18 protein-coding genes are annotated in these 15,625 nt (G+C 40.0%); 9 read left to right on the top strand and 9 right to left on the bottom strand.

Annotated features, from left to right (window positions below; genetic code table 11):
* Positions 1–28 precede the first annotated feature (28 nt).
* Positions 29–598 (top strand): HD domain-containing protein, encoded by a 570-nt coding sequence (locus LZF95_RS08350; RefSeq protein ID WP_233754529.1) that lies wholly within the window; start codon positions 29–31, stop codon positions 596–598.
* Between the two features lie 16 nt (positions 599–614).
* Here the strand turns inward: LZF95_RS08350 and LZF95_RS08345 are convergent, their stop codons facing one another.
* Positions 615–2,225, bottom strand: coding sequence for an FAD/NAD(P)-binding protein (locus LZF95_RS08345; RefSeq protein WP_233754528.1), 1,611 nt, complete (start codon positions 2,223–2,225; stop codon positions 615–617).
* Between the two features lie 283 nt (positions 2,226–2,508).
* Positions 2,509–2,724 carry a dodecin family protein gene (locus tag LZF95_RS08340; RefSeq protein ID WP_233754527.1) on the bottom strand — a complete coding sequence of 72 codons (216 nt, stop codon included), beginning with the start codon at positions 2,722–2,724 and terminating at the stop codon, positions 2,509–2,511.
* A gap of 472 nt (positions 2,725–3,196) precedes the next feature.
* Between LZF95_RS08340 and LZF95_RS08335 the strand changes: the two genes are divergently transcribed.
* Complete coding sequence (locus LZF95_RS08335; RefSeq protein WP_233754526.1) at positions 3,197–3,607, top strand: hypothetical protein; 411 nt, start codon at positions 3,197–3,199, stop codon at positions 3,605–3,607.
* Positions 3,608–3,629: 22 nt separating this feature from the next.
* The gene (locus tag LZF95_RS08330; protein WP_233754525.1) at positions 3,630–4,010 is read left to right on the top strand and encodes a hypothetical protein; all 381 of its coding nucleotides are present in this window, start codon (positions 3,630–3,632) and stop codon (positions 4,008–4,010) included.
* 20 nt (positions 4,011–4,030) lie between these two features.
* Here the strand turns inward: LZF95_RS08330 and LZF95_RS08325 are convergent, their stop codons facing one another.
* The 4 genes from LZF95_RS08325 to LZF95_RS08310 form a co-directional block, all read right to left on the bottom strand.
* Positions 4,031–4,546, bottom strand: a complete 516-nt coding sequence (locus LZF95_RS08325; RefSeq protein ID WP_233754524.1) for a CinA family protein — start codon at positions 4,544–4,546, stop codon at positions 4,031–4,033.
* Between the two features lie 36 nt (positions 4,547–4,582).
* Complete coding sequence (locus tag LZF95_RS08320; protein ID WP_233754523.1) at positions 4,583–4,744, bottom strand: hypothetical protein; 162 nt, start codon at positions 4,742–4,744, stop codon at positions 4,583–4,585.
* Between the two features lie 11 nt (positions 4,745–4,755).
* Complete coding sequence (locus LZF95_RS08315; RefSeq protein ID WP_233754522.1) at positions 4,756–5,613, bottom strand: SDR family oxidoreductase; 858 nt, start codon at positions 5,611–5,613, stop codon at positions 4,756–4,758.
* 268 nt (positions 5,614–5,881) lie between these two features.
* A complete protein-coding gene (locus tag LZF95_RS08310; protein ID WP_233754521.1) occupies positions 5,882–8,068 on the bottom strand; it encodes an ATP-binding protein in 2,187 nt (728 codons plus the stop codon).
* A 362-nt stretch (positions 8,069–8,430) separates the two neighbouring features.
* Here LZF95_RS08310 and LZF95_RS08305 point away from each other — a divergent pair, with 362 nt between their 5' ends.
* Complete coding sequence (locus tag LZF95_RS08305) at positions 8,431–9,831, top strand: sigma-54 dependent transcriptional regulator (RefSeq protein WP_233754520.1); 1,401 nt, start codon at positions 8,431–8,433, stop codon at positions 9,829–9,831.
* Positions 9,832–9,888: 57 nt separating this feature from the next.
* Here the strand turns inward: LZF95_RS08305 and LZF95_RS08300 are convergent, their stop codons facing one another.
* The 3 genes from LZF95_RS08300 to LZF95_RS08290 all read right to left on the bottom strand — a co-directional run bounded on the left by LZF95_RS08300 (position 9,889) and on the right by LZF95_RS08290 (position 11,389).
* Positions 9,889–10,263: a hypothetical protein gene (locus LZF95_RS08300; RefSeq protein WP_233754519.1), complete on the bottom strand. Its 375-nt coding sequence runs from the start codon at positions 10,261–10,263 to the stop codon at positions 9,889–9,891.
* A gap of 75 nt (positions 10,264–10,338) precedes the next feature.
* On the bottom strand, positions 10,339–10,575 hold the full coding sequence (locus LZF95_RS08295; RefSeq protein WP_233754518.1) for a hypothetical protein: 237 nt from the start codon (positions 10,573–10,575) through the stop codon (positions 10,339–10,341).
* A gap of 271 nt (positions 10,576–10,846) precedes the next feature.
* Positions 10,847–11,389: a ferritin-like domain-containing protein gene (locus LZF95_RS08290; RefSeq protein WP_233754517.1), complete on the bottom strand. Its 543-nt coding sequence runs from the start codon at positions 11,387–11,389 to the stop codon at positions 10,847–10,849.
* A 693-nt stretch (positions 11,390–12,082) separates the two neighbouring features.
* Here LZF95_RS08290 and LZF95_RS08285 point away from each other — a divergent pair.
* The 5 genes from LZF95_RS08285 to LZF95_RS08265 all read left to right on the top strand — a co-directional run bounded on the left by LZF95_RS08285 (position 12,083) and on the right by LZF95_RS08265 (position 15,491).
* A complete protein-coding gene (locus tag LZF95_RS08285; protein WP_233754516.1) occupies positions 12,083–12,646 on the top strand; it encodes an AraC family transcriptional regulator in 564 nt (187 codons plus the stop codon).
* A 20-nt stretch (positions 12,647–12,666) separates the two neighbouring features.
* Positions 12,667–13,107 carry a response regulator gene (locus LZF95_RS08280; protein WP_233754515.1) on the top strand — a complete coding sequence of 147 codons (441 nt, stop codon included), beginning with the start codon at positions 12,667–12,669 and terminating at the stop codon, positions 13,105–13,107.
* Between the two features lie 793 nt (positions 13,108–13,900).
* Positions 13,901–14,068, top strand: coding sequence for a hypothetical protein (locus tag LZF95_RS08275; protein WP_306422299.1), 168 nt, complete (start codon positions 13,901–13,903; stop codon positions 14,066–14,068).
* An 18-nt stretch (positions 14,069–14,086) separates the two neighbouring features.
* On the top strand, positions 14,087–14,884 hold the full coding sequence (locus tag LZF95_RS08270; protein ID WP_233754514.1) for an SDR family oxidoreductase: 798 nt from the start codon (positions 14,087–14,089) through the stop codon (positions 14,882–14,884).
* Positions 14,885–14,993: 109 nt separating this feature from the next.
* The gene (locus LZF95_RS08265; RefSeq protein WP_233754513.1) at positions 14,994–15,491 is read left to right on the top strand and encodes a DUF6789 family protein; all 498 of its coding nucleotides are present in this window, start codon (positions 14,994–14,996) and stop codon (positions 15,489–15,491) included.
* The last annotated feature ends 134 nt before the right edge of the window (positions 15,492–15,625 follow it).

The raw sequence follows: 15,625 nt of genomic DNA, 5'->3' as shown, positions 1-15,625 counted from the left end.
CCAAACAGATCCTAGGATGCTTTCAGCTATGCAAGCAAACACAATACTGGAGCAAGTACGGAGGTTCGCTGATGAAGCTCACGGAGATCAGTTACGTAAATACACCAAAGAACCCTACATAGTACATCCGGAAAGAGTAATGAAAATCTGCCTGGAATACACTGACCATTTGCCTATAGCAGCTGCGGCTCTTCTTCATGACGTACTGGAGGACACCGAGGTAAACCCACTAGAAATGCAAGGTTTTCTTAAAACTGTGATGCATCCTGAGGAAGCCAGCTATACGGTGAAACTGGTCATAGAATTGACGGATGTATATACCAAGGAAGCTTATCCGCACTGGAACCGTGACACCAGGAAACAAAAAGAACTGGAAAGGTTACAAAAAACAAGTCCCAATGCCCAAACAATCAAGTATGCGGATATTCTGGATAACTGTAAAGAAATAGTAGCCAATGATATTTCCTTTGCCCCGAAATACCTGCAAGAGTGTCGCAGTATTCTGAAGACAGCCATACGAGGAAACAAAGAACTTCGGAAGTTTGCCATGGAAACGCTGACTCAGGAAAAAGACAACTTACAAAAGAGAAAAACCTAAAAAGCAACTTAATAGATCAATGCGGTTTCAGTTCATCCTTCCCAAAGCTTTCTTGTGATATGCTAAAAATAGCTGCATCACTCAAGACATAAGGATTATAAACTCCTGATGTATTAATGTAAATATTCGAGTGTTTTTCGTACTTGGTCTGATAGCAAGATGCCCTGAACATTCCCCGTATCAAATCGCCGGTCACTAACGTATCGTTGCCAAGCCGGAAAAAAACAATTCTGGCTTCAGCCAAAGCCAGGATTTTCCAGATATATAGAGGTGGGACTTTTAGGTTTAGCCAATCAAGCCTCTCTTTGTATTTTAACATAAACTCTCCATAAAAATCATCAGAAAAACCCTTCTTTTTTTCTATTCTGGAAATTACCGTACTGGCTTTTCTCCATATCTCTGAAAGGAAAAAGGCATGTCTTGGAGGTTGTCCCTCAATAGAATTCTTTAGGTTTTCGAGTGTCATCTCATGAAAATCCGTATGATTTGTAGTATCTGGCTCAAGAAGATTATACAAATAAAAATCAAGAATATCCCCTGACTTTGTAAGATATCCCATACCATCCAGCAGCAAAATTTCTTGAATAAGATAATGATAGATATCCTGCTGAAAGTTTATCTTGAATTTACTGGCTTTCTCCAGCAACACAGACTCCCAGCCAGCAGTAAGCGACTTAAATTCCATGGGAGGTGGCTTCACGTAGGAATCAGTCAGTACCGGAAGGCCAATAGGGAAGATCGGAAAAATGGACATGGGTTCATTCCCGCTTTTAATGTAAACCAGTTTTCCTCCCTTAATTCCAAATTTCCCACCCCTTCCTTCGGTAATTGAAAACAGGCAATCATAAAAATATTCATTAACGGCAGAAATCAACACCTGATCAGTTAATCGTATCGCTTTAAATGCATCACAGTTTCTCTTTGGGTTTCCATAATAGCTGGCGGTACGGGAACTAGCGGCAAACACAATAAGAGGCTTTTCATCTGCAAGTTTTTCCAAAGGATAAGGTTCCAACCCTATCTTTACTTCCTTAAACTCCATATTCACGGGTTTGGTGTCAAATCCCTTTTTCACCACAATAGACCCATTTTCACCATTAACACCACCAACTTCAGCTCTATGAAAATATAAGTGGACATGCGAAGGCATGGCTTCCTGGAGTTCCAATAACATCTCCTCAAGATATCTTCCTAGAACTCTCTTGGCTACCCAATCAGAGGGTACAGCTTCCAAGTTTCGTTTTTTCAACTTATGGTTGAGCCATTTGAAAAAACCTAGATGAGCCGGAATCTTGATTTGGGTTTGTTCCCAATGCGATTGTATCAAGTCAATCTTCCCTACCGGACATAAGGCCAGCTTAAACGCTGGCTGTTCTACGGAAAATTCCTTGCCTTCGGCGAAACACCCTCTTTTATCAAACCAGTGAATGTCAAGATCATAATGAGGATCGGACCGATAATGGTCAATCATGTTTAAGACGTGAAAAAAACCAATAACACCTCCGCCTACTATGGCTACATTGATGGATTTGTCTGTTCTTAATAATTTTATTTCAGATTCATTTTCTACAGGCCCTTGGCTCCCTGACTGGACATCTAAAATGAATTTCCCCGTCCACACGCTCATTATTCCCCCTTATTTTTTGTTTATCTTTTTCTTGAAATATACCAGCAAGACGTAATTGCACAACTCTAAAAACCAAACGTTTATTTCTTGGACTTTTACAGCTGATTGTATGCAAATTAAAAAGAGAAGACCTGGGGCTGTGTTCAACAAATTGGCACTCCGATACAAAATTGAAATAATCAACAATGTATAATTCAACAAGTACTAATCCAGAACTTTCTCCCAGGACTCCTCAGATCTTGGTTGGTGGATTTTGTTAAAATTTATCCCCTGATTCTAATTTTTAATCAGTTGGAGTTTTTTCATCTACTCTAAACGATACCTTACAGTTTATCCCGTAAGATATATTCCCATCATTCACATGAGCCTTTATATTACTGATATTGACAGAATCAATGTTCTTGATGGTTTTTGAGGCTTCAGAAACCGCATTATTTATTGCGTCCTCTATACTATTATCTGATGTAGCTATAAGCTCAATGACTTTGACTATTTTCATAATTCTATTATTTACTATTTCCAAAATAATTTACTGTCTATAAAAACACCAAGACCGAGCCAAATCCAGAACCAGTCTTATCTCTTAAAATTCGAACACGCTCTCTACATGGTATAGTTATATGGACACTAAAAATCCCCATAGTGTTACTTTTACAATCCACGTCCGGTATTAATAAAAGTGGTGTACAGCACACTTAATGCTCTAATTAGCCCTAACATTTTTGGTATATACATTGTCTTTATAGGCATACACAAACAACACTTATCATGGGACTAGAACTTATTATTTTTGTAATTTTAGTTTTTGCGATCGTTGCTATAGGAATAGGCTACTTTGTTAAAAAGAAGAAACAAGGCAAGTAGCGGTTTCGTAAGCTCTACTATCCCCCTATACATCAAAAGACATGCTCCTTAACATAAAAAACATATTCAATAAAGGTTCGGCATGATTAAAGCATCGCTAGAAGAACATGAACAAGCAGGAATCCAAATTATATTATAGATTATCAGAGGCACAAGGAATTTATTACATCGGGATAGGTGTGGTAATCATGTTATATTCCTTAACTTCTAACCAATCGGATGAATACCTCATTTTACAGTGTAACTCGGCTTTGGTGGGCAGCTTAATCGTGGGGATAGGATGCGCTCTGTTTATTGGCAAAAAATATCCCAATGTGCCCTCTCCTATCTGTATAATAGGTCTGGCAAGCGCCGGTTCCATCTTTATCACTCAAGTAAATGATGCTTTGGCCGGGCAGTCCGCAGTTATTCAAAGCCTGGATTTAGCCATAGAACTGACCTTTATAGGACTGTGGATTTACTTGATCTACTGGAAATGGATAAACCGGAAGTTTTCAAAATTAAATACTGACGATTGATTTGTGGTCACAAACAACTCCCATGAAATACAGCAAATTAATGGACTACAGCGTACTACTAAAAATTCAAAGTATTTACTTTCTAGGGACTGGAATCTGGCCATTGGTTTCCATATCTACCTTTCTGGATATCACCGGGCCAAAAAATGATCTATGGCTGGTCAAAGTGGTGGGGATCCTAATTTCTGTGATAGGATTTGTATTATTGGTCGCGTCTTTTGACAAAAAAAGAAATCACCCGATTATCTTGCTGGCAATAGCCTCTTCAGCAGCACTGGGACTAGTAGATATTGTATTTTTCGTATCCAATACCATACCTGCTATATACTTATTGGATGCAGTGGCGGAGTTTATCCTTATACTCTTATGGGCATGGAACATCCGTACACGTAGGAAACTATAACTTTTACTTGTTGTAAAATTTCATTTCACCCCAAACTTAGATAAAATACTATCTGCGCAGAGTTGAACCAAAGAAGAGGCGTATTCTTGCTGAGCTTCGAGCTGATTTGATTTAGAAGTTGTTAGTTTTTCTGTAAGGACTATTTCACTGTTTAGACAAAAACAACCATACGCAAACAATTCTGTGATTCCTTTCTCAGGTATGGGAGCGGCAAATCCCGTGATACTTAAACTTAGGTCAGAACTGAATTTCCTACTTACCTGACGTGCCATATTTTCAGCTATCTGTCTGGATACTCCATCCAGCCCTATACAGTTATCATCCAGGATATAAAGTTGCTTTCTTTTTTGAATACAATTGTATGTGGTAATTCCCCCACAAAAAAACATACCGGCATTCTCGCAGGTACTCAACATCAACTGCATCATCCCAGCGGTGACACTTTCAGCTACAGAGATCCTAAAACTATGATCCAGGCAGTAATCACGGATGATATTAAGCGCATCTTGGGTCTTTTCTTCGCCGATTATATTCATAATATCAACTATTCTTTATACTTCTTAAAGCCGGATTCAATCTTCTTTTTGTTCTTTACCTGACTTAGTAGTAAGATATTCTTCCTGAGGACTTTCATCCGGGACATTCTTTTTTTTCTTATTTGTCCCAAACGGTGTGACCTTGATGTTGTCCTTGTCTATCTTCTTTTCAAAGTTGCTTTCTTTTTTGTTAGACATAATGTATTCAGTTAAGTATTAATGATTTCTCCTCCATTGGGGTGAATAAACTGCCCGGTAATGTAGCTTGACTGATCGGATGCTAGAAAAAGGAAGCTAGGCGCAACTTCAGAAGGCTCTCCCGCGCGGTTGAGCGGCACGTTTTGTCCAAAAGTAGCGACATCTTCCTTACTGAATGTGGCTGGAATCAATGGAGTCCAAATCGGTCCTGGTGCCACCCCATTGACCCGAATTCCTCTATGGGCCAAATTGGCGGATAAGGATCTGGTAAAACTCACTATCGCTCCTTTAGTGGAGGAATAATCTATCAGCTGGCCGTTTCCCTGATAGGCAGTGACTGAAGAAGTATTGATAATAGTACAGCCTTTGCCCATATGGGGCAAGGCTTCCCTGCTTAGGTAGAAATAGGGATAAATATTGGTTTCAAAAGTCCTATGAAGCTGCTCGTCAGTTATATCCATGAGGCTTTCCTGTGGAAACTGCATAGCAGCATTGTTAATCAAAATATCCAATTTCCCAAACTCCTCTATTGTCCTTGCTATAATGGTTTTGCAATGACTGCTATTGGAGACATCTCCATTGACAAGTAAGGCTTTTCTACCCCGTTTTTCCACTTCTCCCTTAGTAAACCCAGCATCCTCGTCTTCACCATAATAAGAAATAACCAAGTCAGCGCCTTCTTCGGCAAATAAAACAGCGATAGCTCTTCCTATCCCGCTGTCCCCTCCGGTAATGATCGCCACTTTGTCTTTAAGGATCCCGGAACCTTTATATCCTTCTTTGATAAATTCAGGGAAGGGATACATTTTGTACTCCTTCCCTGGTTGCCGCTTCTGGGTTTGCCCTCTTCGTCCCGTATTTTCTGACATAGAGTAGTAAGGTTTGGTGGTGTTAGTTGGTCTAATAAATAAAGGGCAGTACTCTTTTGCCATATAGGATTGAACCAGATTAGCCAAATAGTACTGTATCAAAGTTAGCCACTTAAATAAAGGAGACGTTACACAATTATGATGATTACTTTCAAAATTCCAATCTATAAAACGCATTCTGACCCATCCCAGCGGGACAGTTGAAACAGGGAAATCCCTGATGTCAGAATGAAAATTCCATTTATCAACCCAGACTTCTTAGGGTAGGTCAATTGTGCAAAGCCACCGCTACTACTCCAGTAGGTATAATAAAAGTAAACTTGGCCCCATCTCCAGGAACCGCATATGCAGAAATAACTCCCCCGTGATTTTCGACCACTTTCTTACAGATAGCCAGTCCTATACCTGAGCCTTCGAAGTACTTCTTATCGTGTAGCCTGTTGAAGATTACAAAAATACGCTCTGCATGAATGGGATCGAATCCCATCCCGTTATCCTTTACGGATATTTTTAATAAATTTGAACTATTGATAGAAGTGAAAAGAGCCTTTTCCTGTTGAGTAAGTTCTTCGGTAAAAATATCAATAATGGTCTTTTGATCAGGCTTGCCAAACTTAAGTGCATTCTCGATTAGATTGGTGAAAAGCTGCCGCATCTGGGAAGGGATCACAGAAGCCTCTGGCAGTATTGCAACATTTACCTCGGCTCCCATTTCCCCTATTTTCAAACTCAGTTCATCCAAAACTGTATCCACAATATTGTTCAGAGGCGTTACCTCAAATTTTTTGTCTTCATGTGAGACACGGGAAAACTTCAACAGATCCAAAATCAAAAGCTGCATTCTGCTGGCCGAGCGCTTTATCCTGCCTAGGTAGTCCTCACTTTTTTCTGTCAAACTTAGTTCCGGAAGGCTCTTAAGCATAGAAATCAACGTGAGTATCTTCCGTATCGGTTCCTGAAGATCATGGCTGGCTATATGGTTGAATGATTCCAATTCGGCATTGCTTCTAAACAATTCCTTGTTTTTGTTTTCAAGATCCCGGTTGATGGCCGCCTCTACAGAGACATCTTTCAGCGTTACCACCAGAACCCTCATAGCCCCATCTTCAAAAAATTCACGGCTCAAGCCCAAATATTTTATTGTACCGTAACGGTCTTGAACTCTAATGGTATCTTTCAGTCTCCCGGCATAATCCAAGTCAGGATCTGTCCATGCACAAGCAGCTTCCTTATCCTCCTCTAGTACATGTGATAAAAGTATGTTTTTGGAAGCTGTGAATGAATCCGGAGCAAAACCCAGCAATCGGAACAAATTATCCGAAAACATCTGCCTGCCTGTATCAATAAAATGTGAATAGTACCCTATTGAAGCAATTGATTCCACATGTTTAAACAGTCGGTTCTGCAATGATAAACTGGCATTTAGCTCTTGGAGCTTTCCCTGTGAAGAGATTTCAGCCGTGACATCCTTGGTCACAAAAACAGCTATTCTTCCACGTTCATCATTTCTTACCAGGCCCAGCATACGGACATTCTTTACTGTTCCGTCAGGAAGTATTATCCTTGCACTGGTTTCCAATGCGTTTTTTATCAGTGTAAGTGATTTCAAAGTAGATAAGACCTGTTCCCTGTCCGAGGGATAAATCCTACCAAGGTACATTTTGAAAGAAGGGGGGGCACCCGTATCAGTATGTCCCAAAATCCGGTACAAGTTGGTTGAAAAGACCAACCTCTTCTCCTCAAAACTATAGTAGGCATGGCCCATACCTGCCATTTTCTCTATATGTTCAAAGACATCGTTGTTTATGCGGTTTTGTAATATCGCCTTATCACAATTATCAAATTCTGCCGTCACTTTCCTTGCATGAAGGATGAGGAATATTGCCAAGAACAGCAGCAAAAGTATGGAAGTCCAAAAGCAAATATTGTAAAATAAAACGAGATGCTTGAGTTCTTCTGATAAAGCTTCATCCTCCAGCCTGATCCAATTGGAAATAAATGCTGAAACACCAAATTCCCTCAAATCGGCGTATAAAGTAAGCAAATCCTCTTCCGCGCCTGACCGCAGACCTAAAGTCATTAAATTTTGGTACTCTTTCAGGTAAGCTATTGATTTTGCCTGAAGACTATCAAAGTATGGTTCTTCAAGAAGTGTCGCTTTTTTTGAGGAGACTAAATGGGAAAAATGAAATTGGATAGTGGTGACTGTACTTACATATTGATCCACTACCTGGGTATAGGAATCTGGCTCTTGCTCATGAAGGATGCCCTCCAGCTTTTCGAATTCCACCAAAAGATGGGAAAGGTCCTGAATCAGCCGCTGGCTTTTAGCAGCTTGATCGCGCTCTCTTTCTACTGTGAAATGCCGTAAAAAGCCCATAGCAAGAACGGTCAGAATCACTATCAGTGTCGTCAGAAGAGAGTTAAAGTGTAATTTCTTTGAGCGCTTTAACATAGCAATAGATGGTAGAGGCGTTTGAAATTATCCCGCGCAGACCCCTTTGTTTACCTTCCTTTCAAAAGGGCAACAAGAATAATGCAATGATTCAGATGAATAGGATATAAGCGATTAATCCAATCTATAACAACCGTTCCCCCGGATTGTTTATTCTCTTCAATCTATCATTTCCACAATGGCGATGTTAAAGTGGGTTTAAGTGCTTTAAAACAACCATTTGTGAAACTGTCGCCGCTGCAGCCAAAGCAGATAGCATCTTCACCTTGAAATTATGTAACGATCCGTGTAATTCCTGTAACAGAATGGAACCAACAAATGGATAGCTTTAGGAAAACAAACCACTAACTATACAACATCTTATGAAACATATTCTTGTCGTGGACAATCAGATTGCCAATTGCGAACTATTGTCAAAATTTTTAACCAAAAAAAACTTCACAGTAGCCACCACCACCAAAGGCAACCACGCTTTGCAGATGCTACGGCAAAATAAATACGACCTAATATTAGCAGAGTACAGTCTTCCTGACACCCAAGGCAACGACTTTTTTGACGAAGTCCATAAGATGGATCCCACGGCCAACATGATTTTGATGGGAAAAGAAGTGAACCTGAAAAATGTGGTGACCCTGATCCAAAAAGGGGCGAGGAATTTCATCTCAAAACCGTTAAACCCGGATGAGCTTCTTGATGCGTTGCAAAAGGCTGGAAATGGTACAAACTATAAAATCCCTACTAAACCTAGCCCACCCCAAAAGACTAAACCAACTCCGGCTTCTTCTGACCGGGTAACAGGAAATAGCAAAAAAGCACGCGCTATCATAGAACAGGTAGAGCGCGTAGGCCCCACAAATTTTTCCGTGATCATCCAAGGAGAAACAGGCACGGGCAAGGAGTCACTTGCCCATCTGATCCACCAGAAAAGTATGCGAAAAGACGGCCCTTTTGTAGCGGTGGACTGCGGTTGTCTCTCTCGGGAATTAGCGGGAAGTGAACTTTTTGGACATGAAAAAGGGTCTTTTACGGGGGCCGCATTTCAAAAAGTCGGCTTTTTCGAGCAAGCTGACGGAGGAACGATCTTCCTGGACGAGATTGCCAATCTTCCGATGGATATCCAAACTGCCCTTCTTCGAGCGCTTCAGGAAAAAGTGATCAGGAAAATAGGTGGGACAAAAGAGATTCCCGTGGATGTAAGGATCATAGCAGCTACTAATGAGAACCTATCTGAAAAGTCGGAAACGGCGAATTTCCGAGAGGATCTCTATTTCAGGCTATGCGAATATACCCTTGATGTCCCTTCCCTGAGAGAGCGCCCTGAAGATATCCCCTTGTTCTTAGACTTCTTTTTAGAGGAGACCAGCAGAGAACTGCAAAGACCCAAAGCTAGGTTCTGCAAAGAAGCCACTGCGCTATTGGAAGAATATGACTGGCCTGGAAATATACGTGAGCTTAGAAACGTCATAAGAAGAGCCACTTTATTTGCTGATTCAGAAAATCTAATAAGCCTGGATTCTCTCCCGTCAAGAATCAGTAACTATAGGGATTCGCTCTATGACACGGATGAATCCAGGGCTGATGAAGAATCTTCACCGGTGAGGAATAAGGGAGATTTGAAATCCACTGCACTGAAAGCTGAATCTAGGAGAATAATGGAGGTTCTGGAGAAAGTAAGATACAATAAAACCAGAGCTGCCGAGGTGTTGAACATCCATCGGAAAACACTCTATGTAAAACTTAAGCTTCTCAACATTCCTTGTTGAGAAGAAAGTACGAGTACTTTGCGGCAGTCAGAAAAAAAGTAGCGCAGAAGTTCTGCACTATTTTTTTGGTTCTTCTTGAGGCCAGGCCGGCTCGGTGTTAGGAGGAAAATCCCGCTCACGATCAGGCTGGTAAGGCTCATCGATTTCTCTTCGAGGCTCTTCTTCTGGTACTGGTATTTCTTCCTCATCGGGAAGATATTCCTCCTCTTCAGGTATATCAGGATCAGGAAGGATTTCGGGTTCGTTCGGTCTTGGGACAACTTCCCCCGGGGGATACACTTGATCCTTTAGAACTATATCTGAATCCCAAGCTCTATCTATGTACATACCTATTTTACCCGCTAGGATAGAAAGGCCATAATTTCTCTGGCCTAGAAAGCCAGGAGTCAGGGATCGGAAACCCATCTCGGACACTTGAATAATATTTTCCATAAGACAATGAGTTAAATGTACAGGAACACCCTGAGAGGATATCCCCGTACTTATTAAGTGGATAAAGGCCTGCTTTTAGCTTTCCTTATCAGAACCTTCTGTTTTCACAATTTTATTATAGATCCCCAAAAGCAAAAATGGAGCGGCCCATTGCCCTACAAACAAGGCTAAGTGATCTTGTTTGCAAACCTTTAAACATAAGGAGGCTCCCATTGCTGAAAGTGATGACCATAAGAATACATCTGATGGTACTTTAGCTGTTTGCGACTCAATAGTTTTAGCAACTTTTCCTTCTCTTTGGTCTGTGTTCATCGTATAGTTTATTTAGTGGTTAATATATAGTGGTTAATAAAATTACAACATCTGAAATGGTTCCAAACACTGTTCCTAGTGATTGATAGTTTAAAGAAAAGTGAATTATCTAGAATTATGGATCGCACAAGGCGATTATACGAATTTTGAAAATTGCATACATTAGGATAATTATATAAGCAAACTGTGTCAGTCTTTTCACAGTCTGTTACTTTTCTTATCAAAAAAGGTGAAATCAAAACCACCTTCTATCAATCACGATTTTTCAGATCTATTCTTGTAAAGCCTTTTCGTTGATTTCTGATTCAGCCAATTTAGTCAATTTTTTATCAGTCTTCTTTTCTTCCTCCAACGTCTGAGCTAGTACCCGAGCACATTCGGTGTGTTCCATTTTCTTGGCAAGCTCTACCAAAGAACCATAGGAAGCAATTTCATAATGCTCCACTTTTTGACAAGCAATGATGATTCCTGCGTCTCTAACCATTGTATCTGATTTAGTGTCTTCTACTATAGTGGTCGCCTCGGCAAGTAAGCCTTCCATTGCCTCGCATTTTTTTGCCTGGGCTCTTTCATCTAGAAGTCGGAATACTTTTTCCAATCTATTAACGTGTTCTTCTGTCTCCTCTAGGTGAGACCCAATGGCTTTTGACAATTTAAGAGAGGTGGATGCATCCTTCATTTTAGGAAGAGCCTTGACAAGTTGCTTTTCAGCCCAATAGATATCCTTTAGTTCCTGCAAAAACAATTTGTGAAACTTTGAATTCTTCATTTGCTTAGATGAAGCAGCTGAAGCTGTCGGTGTTTTAGTAGTCATAATCTGTAAGTGGTTTGATTGAAGTTTAATATTATTATTACTTAATTCTGCCATTAACTTGCCAAATCCTAAAACAGCTTATCAACGGCAAAAGAGAAGGGTTAAAAACTTTCTTTGCGGCCAAATCGTGACTTTAATTCCCACATATGTTACAGCAAAAAGACACTCATCTATAAATGGCAATATCCGCTAATTCCAGCTAGTTGAAGAAAGAAGAAGCTAAGACATATCAAACATCCATAGTAAGAAAATAAGAGAAGACGAGCTATAAGCTGTAGAGATAGATTCCCTATATGTGGAAAAACTACGCAAAAAACAAAAAACCACTTAATGCAATTGTACAGATAATTAAAAAATAATAAGTATTAATAGATCTTTTCAAAGATGACACGCTCTATGACACTAACAAAATCCATTCAATAGAACAAAAGAACTCATCCATTACTTTCAGCCTTATTTGCCTTGGATAATTCACAAACAAAATTAAAATCAACTTCAAATACTTTTTTCAAGGTATAAAAACCCGATTCCAGTTGGATTGCTCTGATGAAGTGGATCGACCATCCCTGACCGAATGACATAAATGCCATATCTTACCCAATTAATCCAATTAAAGTTTGGCACATTTGGTGGGTCAATCAAAGTTCTATAGGGAATTTCGGTTGGTTTAGGGTTTTTAATAGTCGTTGAGATATGAAATTAGTGTTGGGTTTTCAAATTCATACGGTAATAAAGCAAGTAGTTGAGAGAGAATTAAAAGATTTAGACATTAAGTATAAATATCATAATTCCTCGCATATAGAGCTACTTGAGGAGATTCCAAGTACACTATATCAAAAGCTAAAAAACAGCCTTGGAGAATACGGCATACATTTAAAAGAAACGCCACGTGACCAGTTTATCCAGAAAGTAAAAGACTCTGTGATAGAAATAGTCTATGGAGACACATACCAGACTGTAAACACATCAAATCTAATTGCTGAAAAATTAAATTTAAGTTACGGTTATATTGCGAACACATTTTCCGCTCATACCTTAAATACATTAGAAAATTATATTATTCTTCAAAAGATAGAAAGGGCAAAGGCTATGATATTAAGCGATGAATATACGCTTACCGAAATAGCATATAAATTAAATTATAGTAGTGTAGGGCATTTATCGAGTCAATTCAAGAAAATAACCGGACTCACATCCACCACTTTCCTGAGAATAGTAAAACAAAAAAACTCATTGTTGACAAGCTATGATGATTAATCTTCTAACTATAGAAAATCATGAAGCAGATCAATATACTTTTGGCAGATGATGACGATGATGACCGGTTGTTTTTTATTGAAGCGATCGAACAATTAGATTTAGCTATTTCCCTGGATTGGGTAGTAAATGGAGTAGAATTACTTACCTACTTAAAGAGACCTGACACCCTACTGCCAGAGCTCATCTTCTTGGATCTGAATATGCCAATCAAAGGGGGCATCGAATGCCTTGTGGAAATACGGAGGACGGAGATTTTGAAGAACCTGTCAGTGGCTATATATTCTACTTCGAATGCACAAAAAGACATAGATGATTGCCTGATCCATGGCGCAAACATATACATAAAGAAACCCTCCGATTTTGAAATCCTCAAATCCATTATTTACAAGGCAATCACTAGAAACCATCAATACCACAGTACTGGATTGAGCAAGGACAATTTTCTGATGGTCATATAATTTTCAATAGAAGCAATCTATCCCGTATCAAGGACCAGTCTTAATATCTGGGCAGCGATCGTGATGCTTGATTATGTGGTTAACTTGTGTTAGCCATCAAGCCTTCAAGGTTTTTACCAGAGCGATGGGAATCCCCACCTGTAGGAGTATCCCGGATTTACCGATCGTGCCGTTGGGACTCATGAAAAACCAGTGTCTTCACCCTGGGAAAATGAAGCAGGATATTGGGGAAGCCAAAAGCTGATTCATACAAATTCCCACAGAACGCTATCGGGTGAATCACGAACGATCAACCACAGACAAGATTACCCTAGGCGACACCTAGCCGTTACAGCTTGTGCGTTTTATGCCACATCTTTTTGTTTTTGCCCTAGGATCCGGGGCTTATAAAAATGTAAGATGTATTCGATCTCATGAAGGAGAACTTAGGAGTATGCGGCAAAATACAACTAGTCAATTAATAAGAAAAACGCACTTTAGCTCTAAATAAAGTAGAAAACACCTCAAAATAAGCACTTCGTAAGATAGTATCTTCTGGGTATTCGCAGAGGAAGTTCTTCCCAGACGCTAATAATCGCTTTCAATCAAATCCAATACCTGGCTTGGTGGCAACCGCTTTGTTTATACATCCACACCATCCACAAGTTAAATCGAAGGATATAGGCTTCATGCAATGGGGTTATCACCGTGCGAGTTACCGTATAATCATTAAACAGCATAGAAATGAAAGCAGCAGTTTTTCACAGTCCCGGAAACATACAGGTAGATACTGTAGAAGACCCAAAGTTAGAAAATGACCGAGATGTTATCTATAGACAAATTGTTTGACCTGGTGCAGAATAATAAAGTAGTCTTAGAAGACATCATCTCCCACACTTTGCCATTATCCGAAGCCGCAAAAGGCTACGGGCTTTTTGACAAAAAAGAAGATGATTGCGTCAAAGTAGTCTTAAAACCATAACCGAAAAACTATAAAATCATGAAAACTAAAACAACATATGCACTCATAACAGGAGCAACAAGTGGAATAGGCTATGAATTAGCTCTACTTTTTGCCAAAAATGGATACAACCTCATTATTGTATCCCGTGACCTGAACGAATTACAAGCCAAAGCAATAGAATTTAAAGACTATGGAGTAGATGTAAAGACCATTCAGGCTGACCTATTTGACACAGACGCAGCCTTTGCGATCTGCGAACAAACAGAAGCCATGGGGATGGATATAGAGATCTTGATCAACGATGCAGCCCAGGGACTTTATGGAAAATTTGAAGACACCGACATCAGACGTGAACTGGATATTATAAATCTAAACATCTCCTCGCTGGTAATTCTTACCAAGCATTTTGTAAAGAAAATGATTGCCAAAAAATCAGGGAAAATACTCAACATCTCATCTATCGCGGGAAAAGCGCCCGGCCCATGGCAATCTGTATATCATGGCACCAAAGCTTTTGTCTTGTCATTCTCCGAAGCGATCCGCCATGAGGTTCAGGACAAAAATGTAACCGTCACTGCCCTACTCCCGGGAGCTACAGATACTGATTTCTTTAACAAGGCCGATATGAACGAAAGTAAGATTGTACAGGATAAAGACAAATTATCCGATCCAAAAGATGTGGCACGAGACGGATACGAAGCCTTAATGAACAATGATGACAAGGTGGTCTCTGGTTTCAAAAACAAGGTAAGCTCCACAATGGCCAACATCACACCCGATGACCAACTTGCCAAACAATTTGACGAGCAGCAAAAACCCGTTGATGAAGATTAAAGTCATACTCTTCTGACAGAAGGATTGTGCATTAAAAAAACATGCTAAAGGAAAAATCCAAATCGGCTTTGCCTTATTTCCAACGAACCATTAAACCCCAGACCCTGAAATGGACTTTACCCACTTTATGATCACCATCCTTTCCGGCATAGCCGGCACTGTAGTCATGACCTGTACAATGTATCTCTATACTATCCTCACAGGGAAATTCACCAAGGTAATCCACTTGCTTGGCAGCATGCTCACTGGGGACGAAAACTTCAGAAAACCGGGAAAAAATTCATTAATTGTAGGGATTCTAGGCCATTTTGGAGTGGGCGTTATTTTCTCCTTCGGCTATTTTCTGCTGTGGAACTGGGGGACTTTCAGGATTAACTTCCAAGATTCCGTACTTATCGGTGCGGCCAGCGGAATAGTGGCGATCATCGTATGGAAGGCATATTTATCCTTACATAATTACCCGCCCAAAATCTCCCAGGCCAACTATTTTATGGCATTGTTCTTAGCTCATGTCATCTTTGGTATAGTTAGCGTAAATGTATTTCAACTTATTGCCGATAATCCTGAACTGTGGTACCAGCTGCAGGACGAAGCAAAGGTTCTGTAATAAATTCAGAAGTTTTTCTGTTAACTGATCTACATTCAAATACCGGGGACATATCTCTACAATCGTACTCAGGACCGGACTGAACTAAATAGTCACAGTAAGAATTAAAGGGTTTGATCCAGTAGGAACGCTGC

It is taken from the genome of Algoriphagus sp. AGSA1 (genome assembly GCF_021390545.1).
Classification (GTDB): domain Bacteria; phylum Bacteroidota; class Bacteroidia; order Cytophagales; family Cyclobacteriaceae; genus Algoriphagus.
Note: the sequence above shows the minus strand (reverse complement) of the source record. Positions and strands in the feature narration are given on the sequence as shown.

Coding starts and splice junctions, on each gene's coding strand:
- LZF95_RS08270 (WP_233754514.1), top strand. CDS start 14,087: ATGAAAACTAAAACAACATATGCACTCATAACAGGAGCAACAAGTGGA.
- LZF95_RS08335 (WP_233754526.1), top strand. CDS start 3,197: ATGAACAAGCAGGAATCCAAATTATATTATAGATTATCAGAGGCACAA.
- LZF95_RS08330 (WP_233754525.1), top strand. CDS start 3,630: ATGAAATACAGCAAATTAATGGACTACAGCGTACTACTAAAAATTCAA.
- LZF95_RS08340 (WP_233754527.1), bottom strand. CDS start 2,724: ATGAAAATAGTCAAAGTCATTGAGCTTATAGCTACATCAGATAATAGT.
- LZF95_RS08280 (WP_233754515.1), top strand. CDS start 12,667: ATGAAGCAGATCAATATACTTTTGGCAGATGATGACGATGATGACCGG.
- LZF95_RS08265 (WP_233754513.1), top strand. CDS start 14,994: ATGGACTTTACCCACTTTATGATCACCATCCTTTCCGGCATAGCCGGC.
- LZF95_RS08320 (WP_233754523.1), bottom strand. CDS start 4,744: ATGTCTAACAAAAAAGAAAGCAACTTTGAAAAGAAGATAGACAAGGAC.
- LZF95_RS08290 (WP_233754517.1), bottom strand. CDS start 11,389: ATGACTACTAAAACACCGACAGCTTCAGCTGCTTCATCTAAGCAAATG.
- LZF95_RS08305 (WP_233754520.1), top strand. CDS start 8,431: ATGAAACATATTCTTGTCGTGGACAATCAGATTGCCAATTGCGAACTA.
- LZF95_RS08345 (WP_233754528.1), bottom strand. CDS start 2,225: ATGAGCGTGTGGACGGGGAAATTCATTTTAGATGTCCAGTCAGGGAGC.
- LZF95_RS08310 (WP_233754521.1), bottom strand. CDS start 8,068: ATGTTAAAGCGCTCAAAGAAATTACACTTTAACTCTCTTCTGACGACA.
- LZF95_RS08295 (WP_233754518.1), bottom strand. CDS start 10,575: ATGAACACAGACCAAAGAGAAGGAAAAGTTGCTAAAACTATTGAGTCG.
- LZF95_RS08275 (WP_306422299.1), top strand. CDS start 13,901: ATGACCGAGATGTTATCTATAGACAAATTGTTTGACCTGGTGCAGAAT.
- LZF95_RS08300 (WP_233754519.1), bottom strand. CDS start 10,263: ATGGAAAATATTATTCAAGTGTCCGAGATGGGTTTCCGATCCCTGACT.
- LZF95_RS08325 (WP_233754524.1), bottom strand. CDS start 4,546: ATGAATATAATCGGCGAAGAAAAGACCCAAGATGCGCTTAATATCATC.
- LZF95_RS08350 (WP_233754529.1), top strand. CDS start 29: ATGCAAGCAAACACAATACTGGAGCAAGTACGGAGGTTCGCTGATGAA.
- LZF95_RS08315 (WP_233754522.1), bottom strand. CDS start 5,613: ATGTCAGAAAATACGGGACGAAGAGGGCAAACCCAGAAGCGGCAACCA.
- LZF95_RS08285 (WP_233754516.1), top strand. CDS start 12,083: ATGAAATTAGTGTTGGGTTTTCAAATTCATACGGTAATAAAGCAAGTA.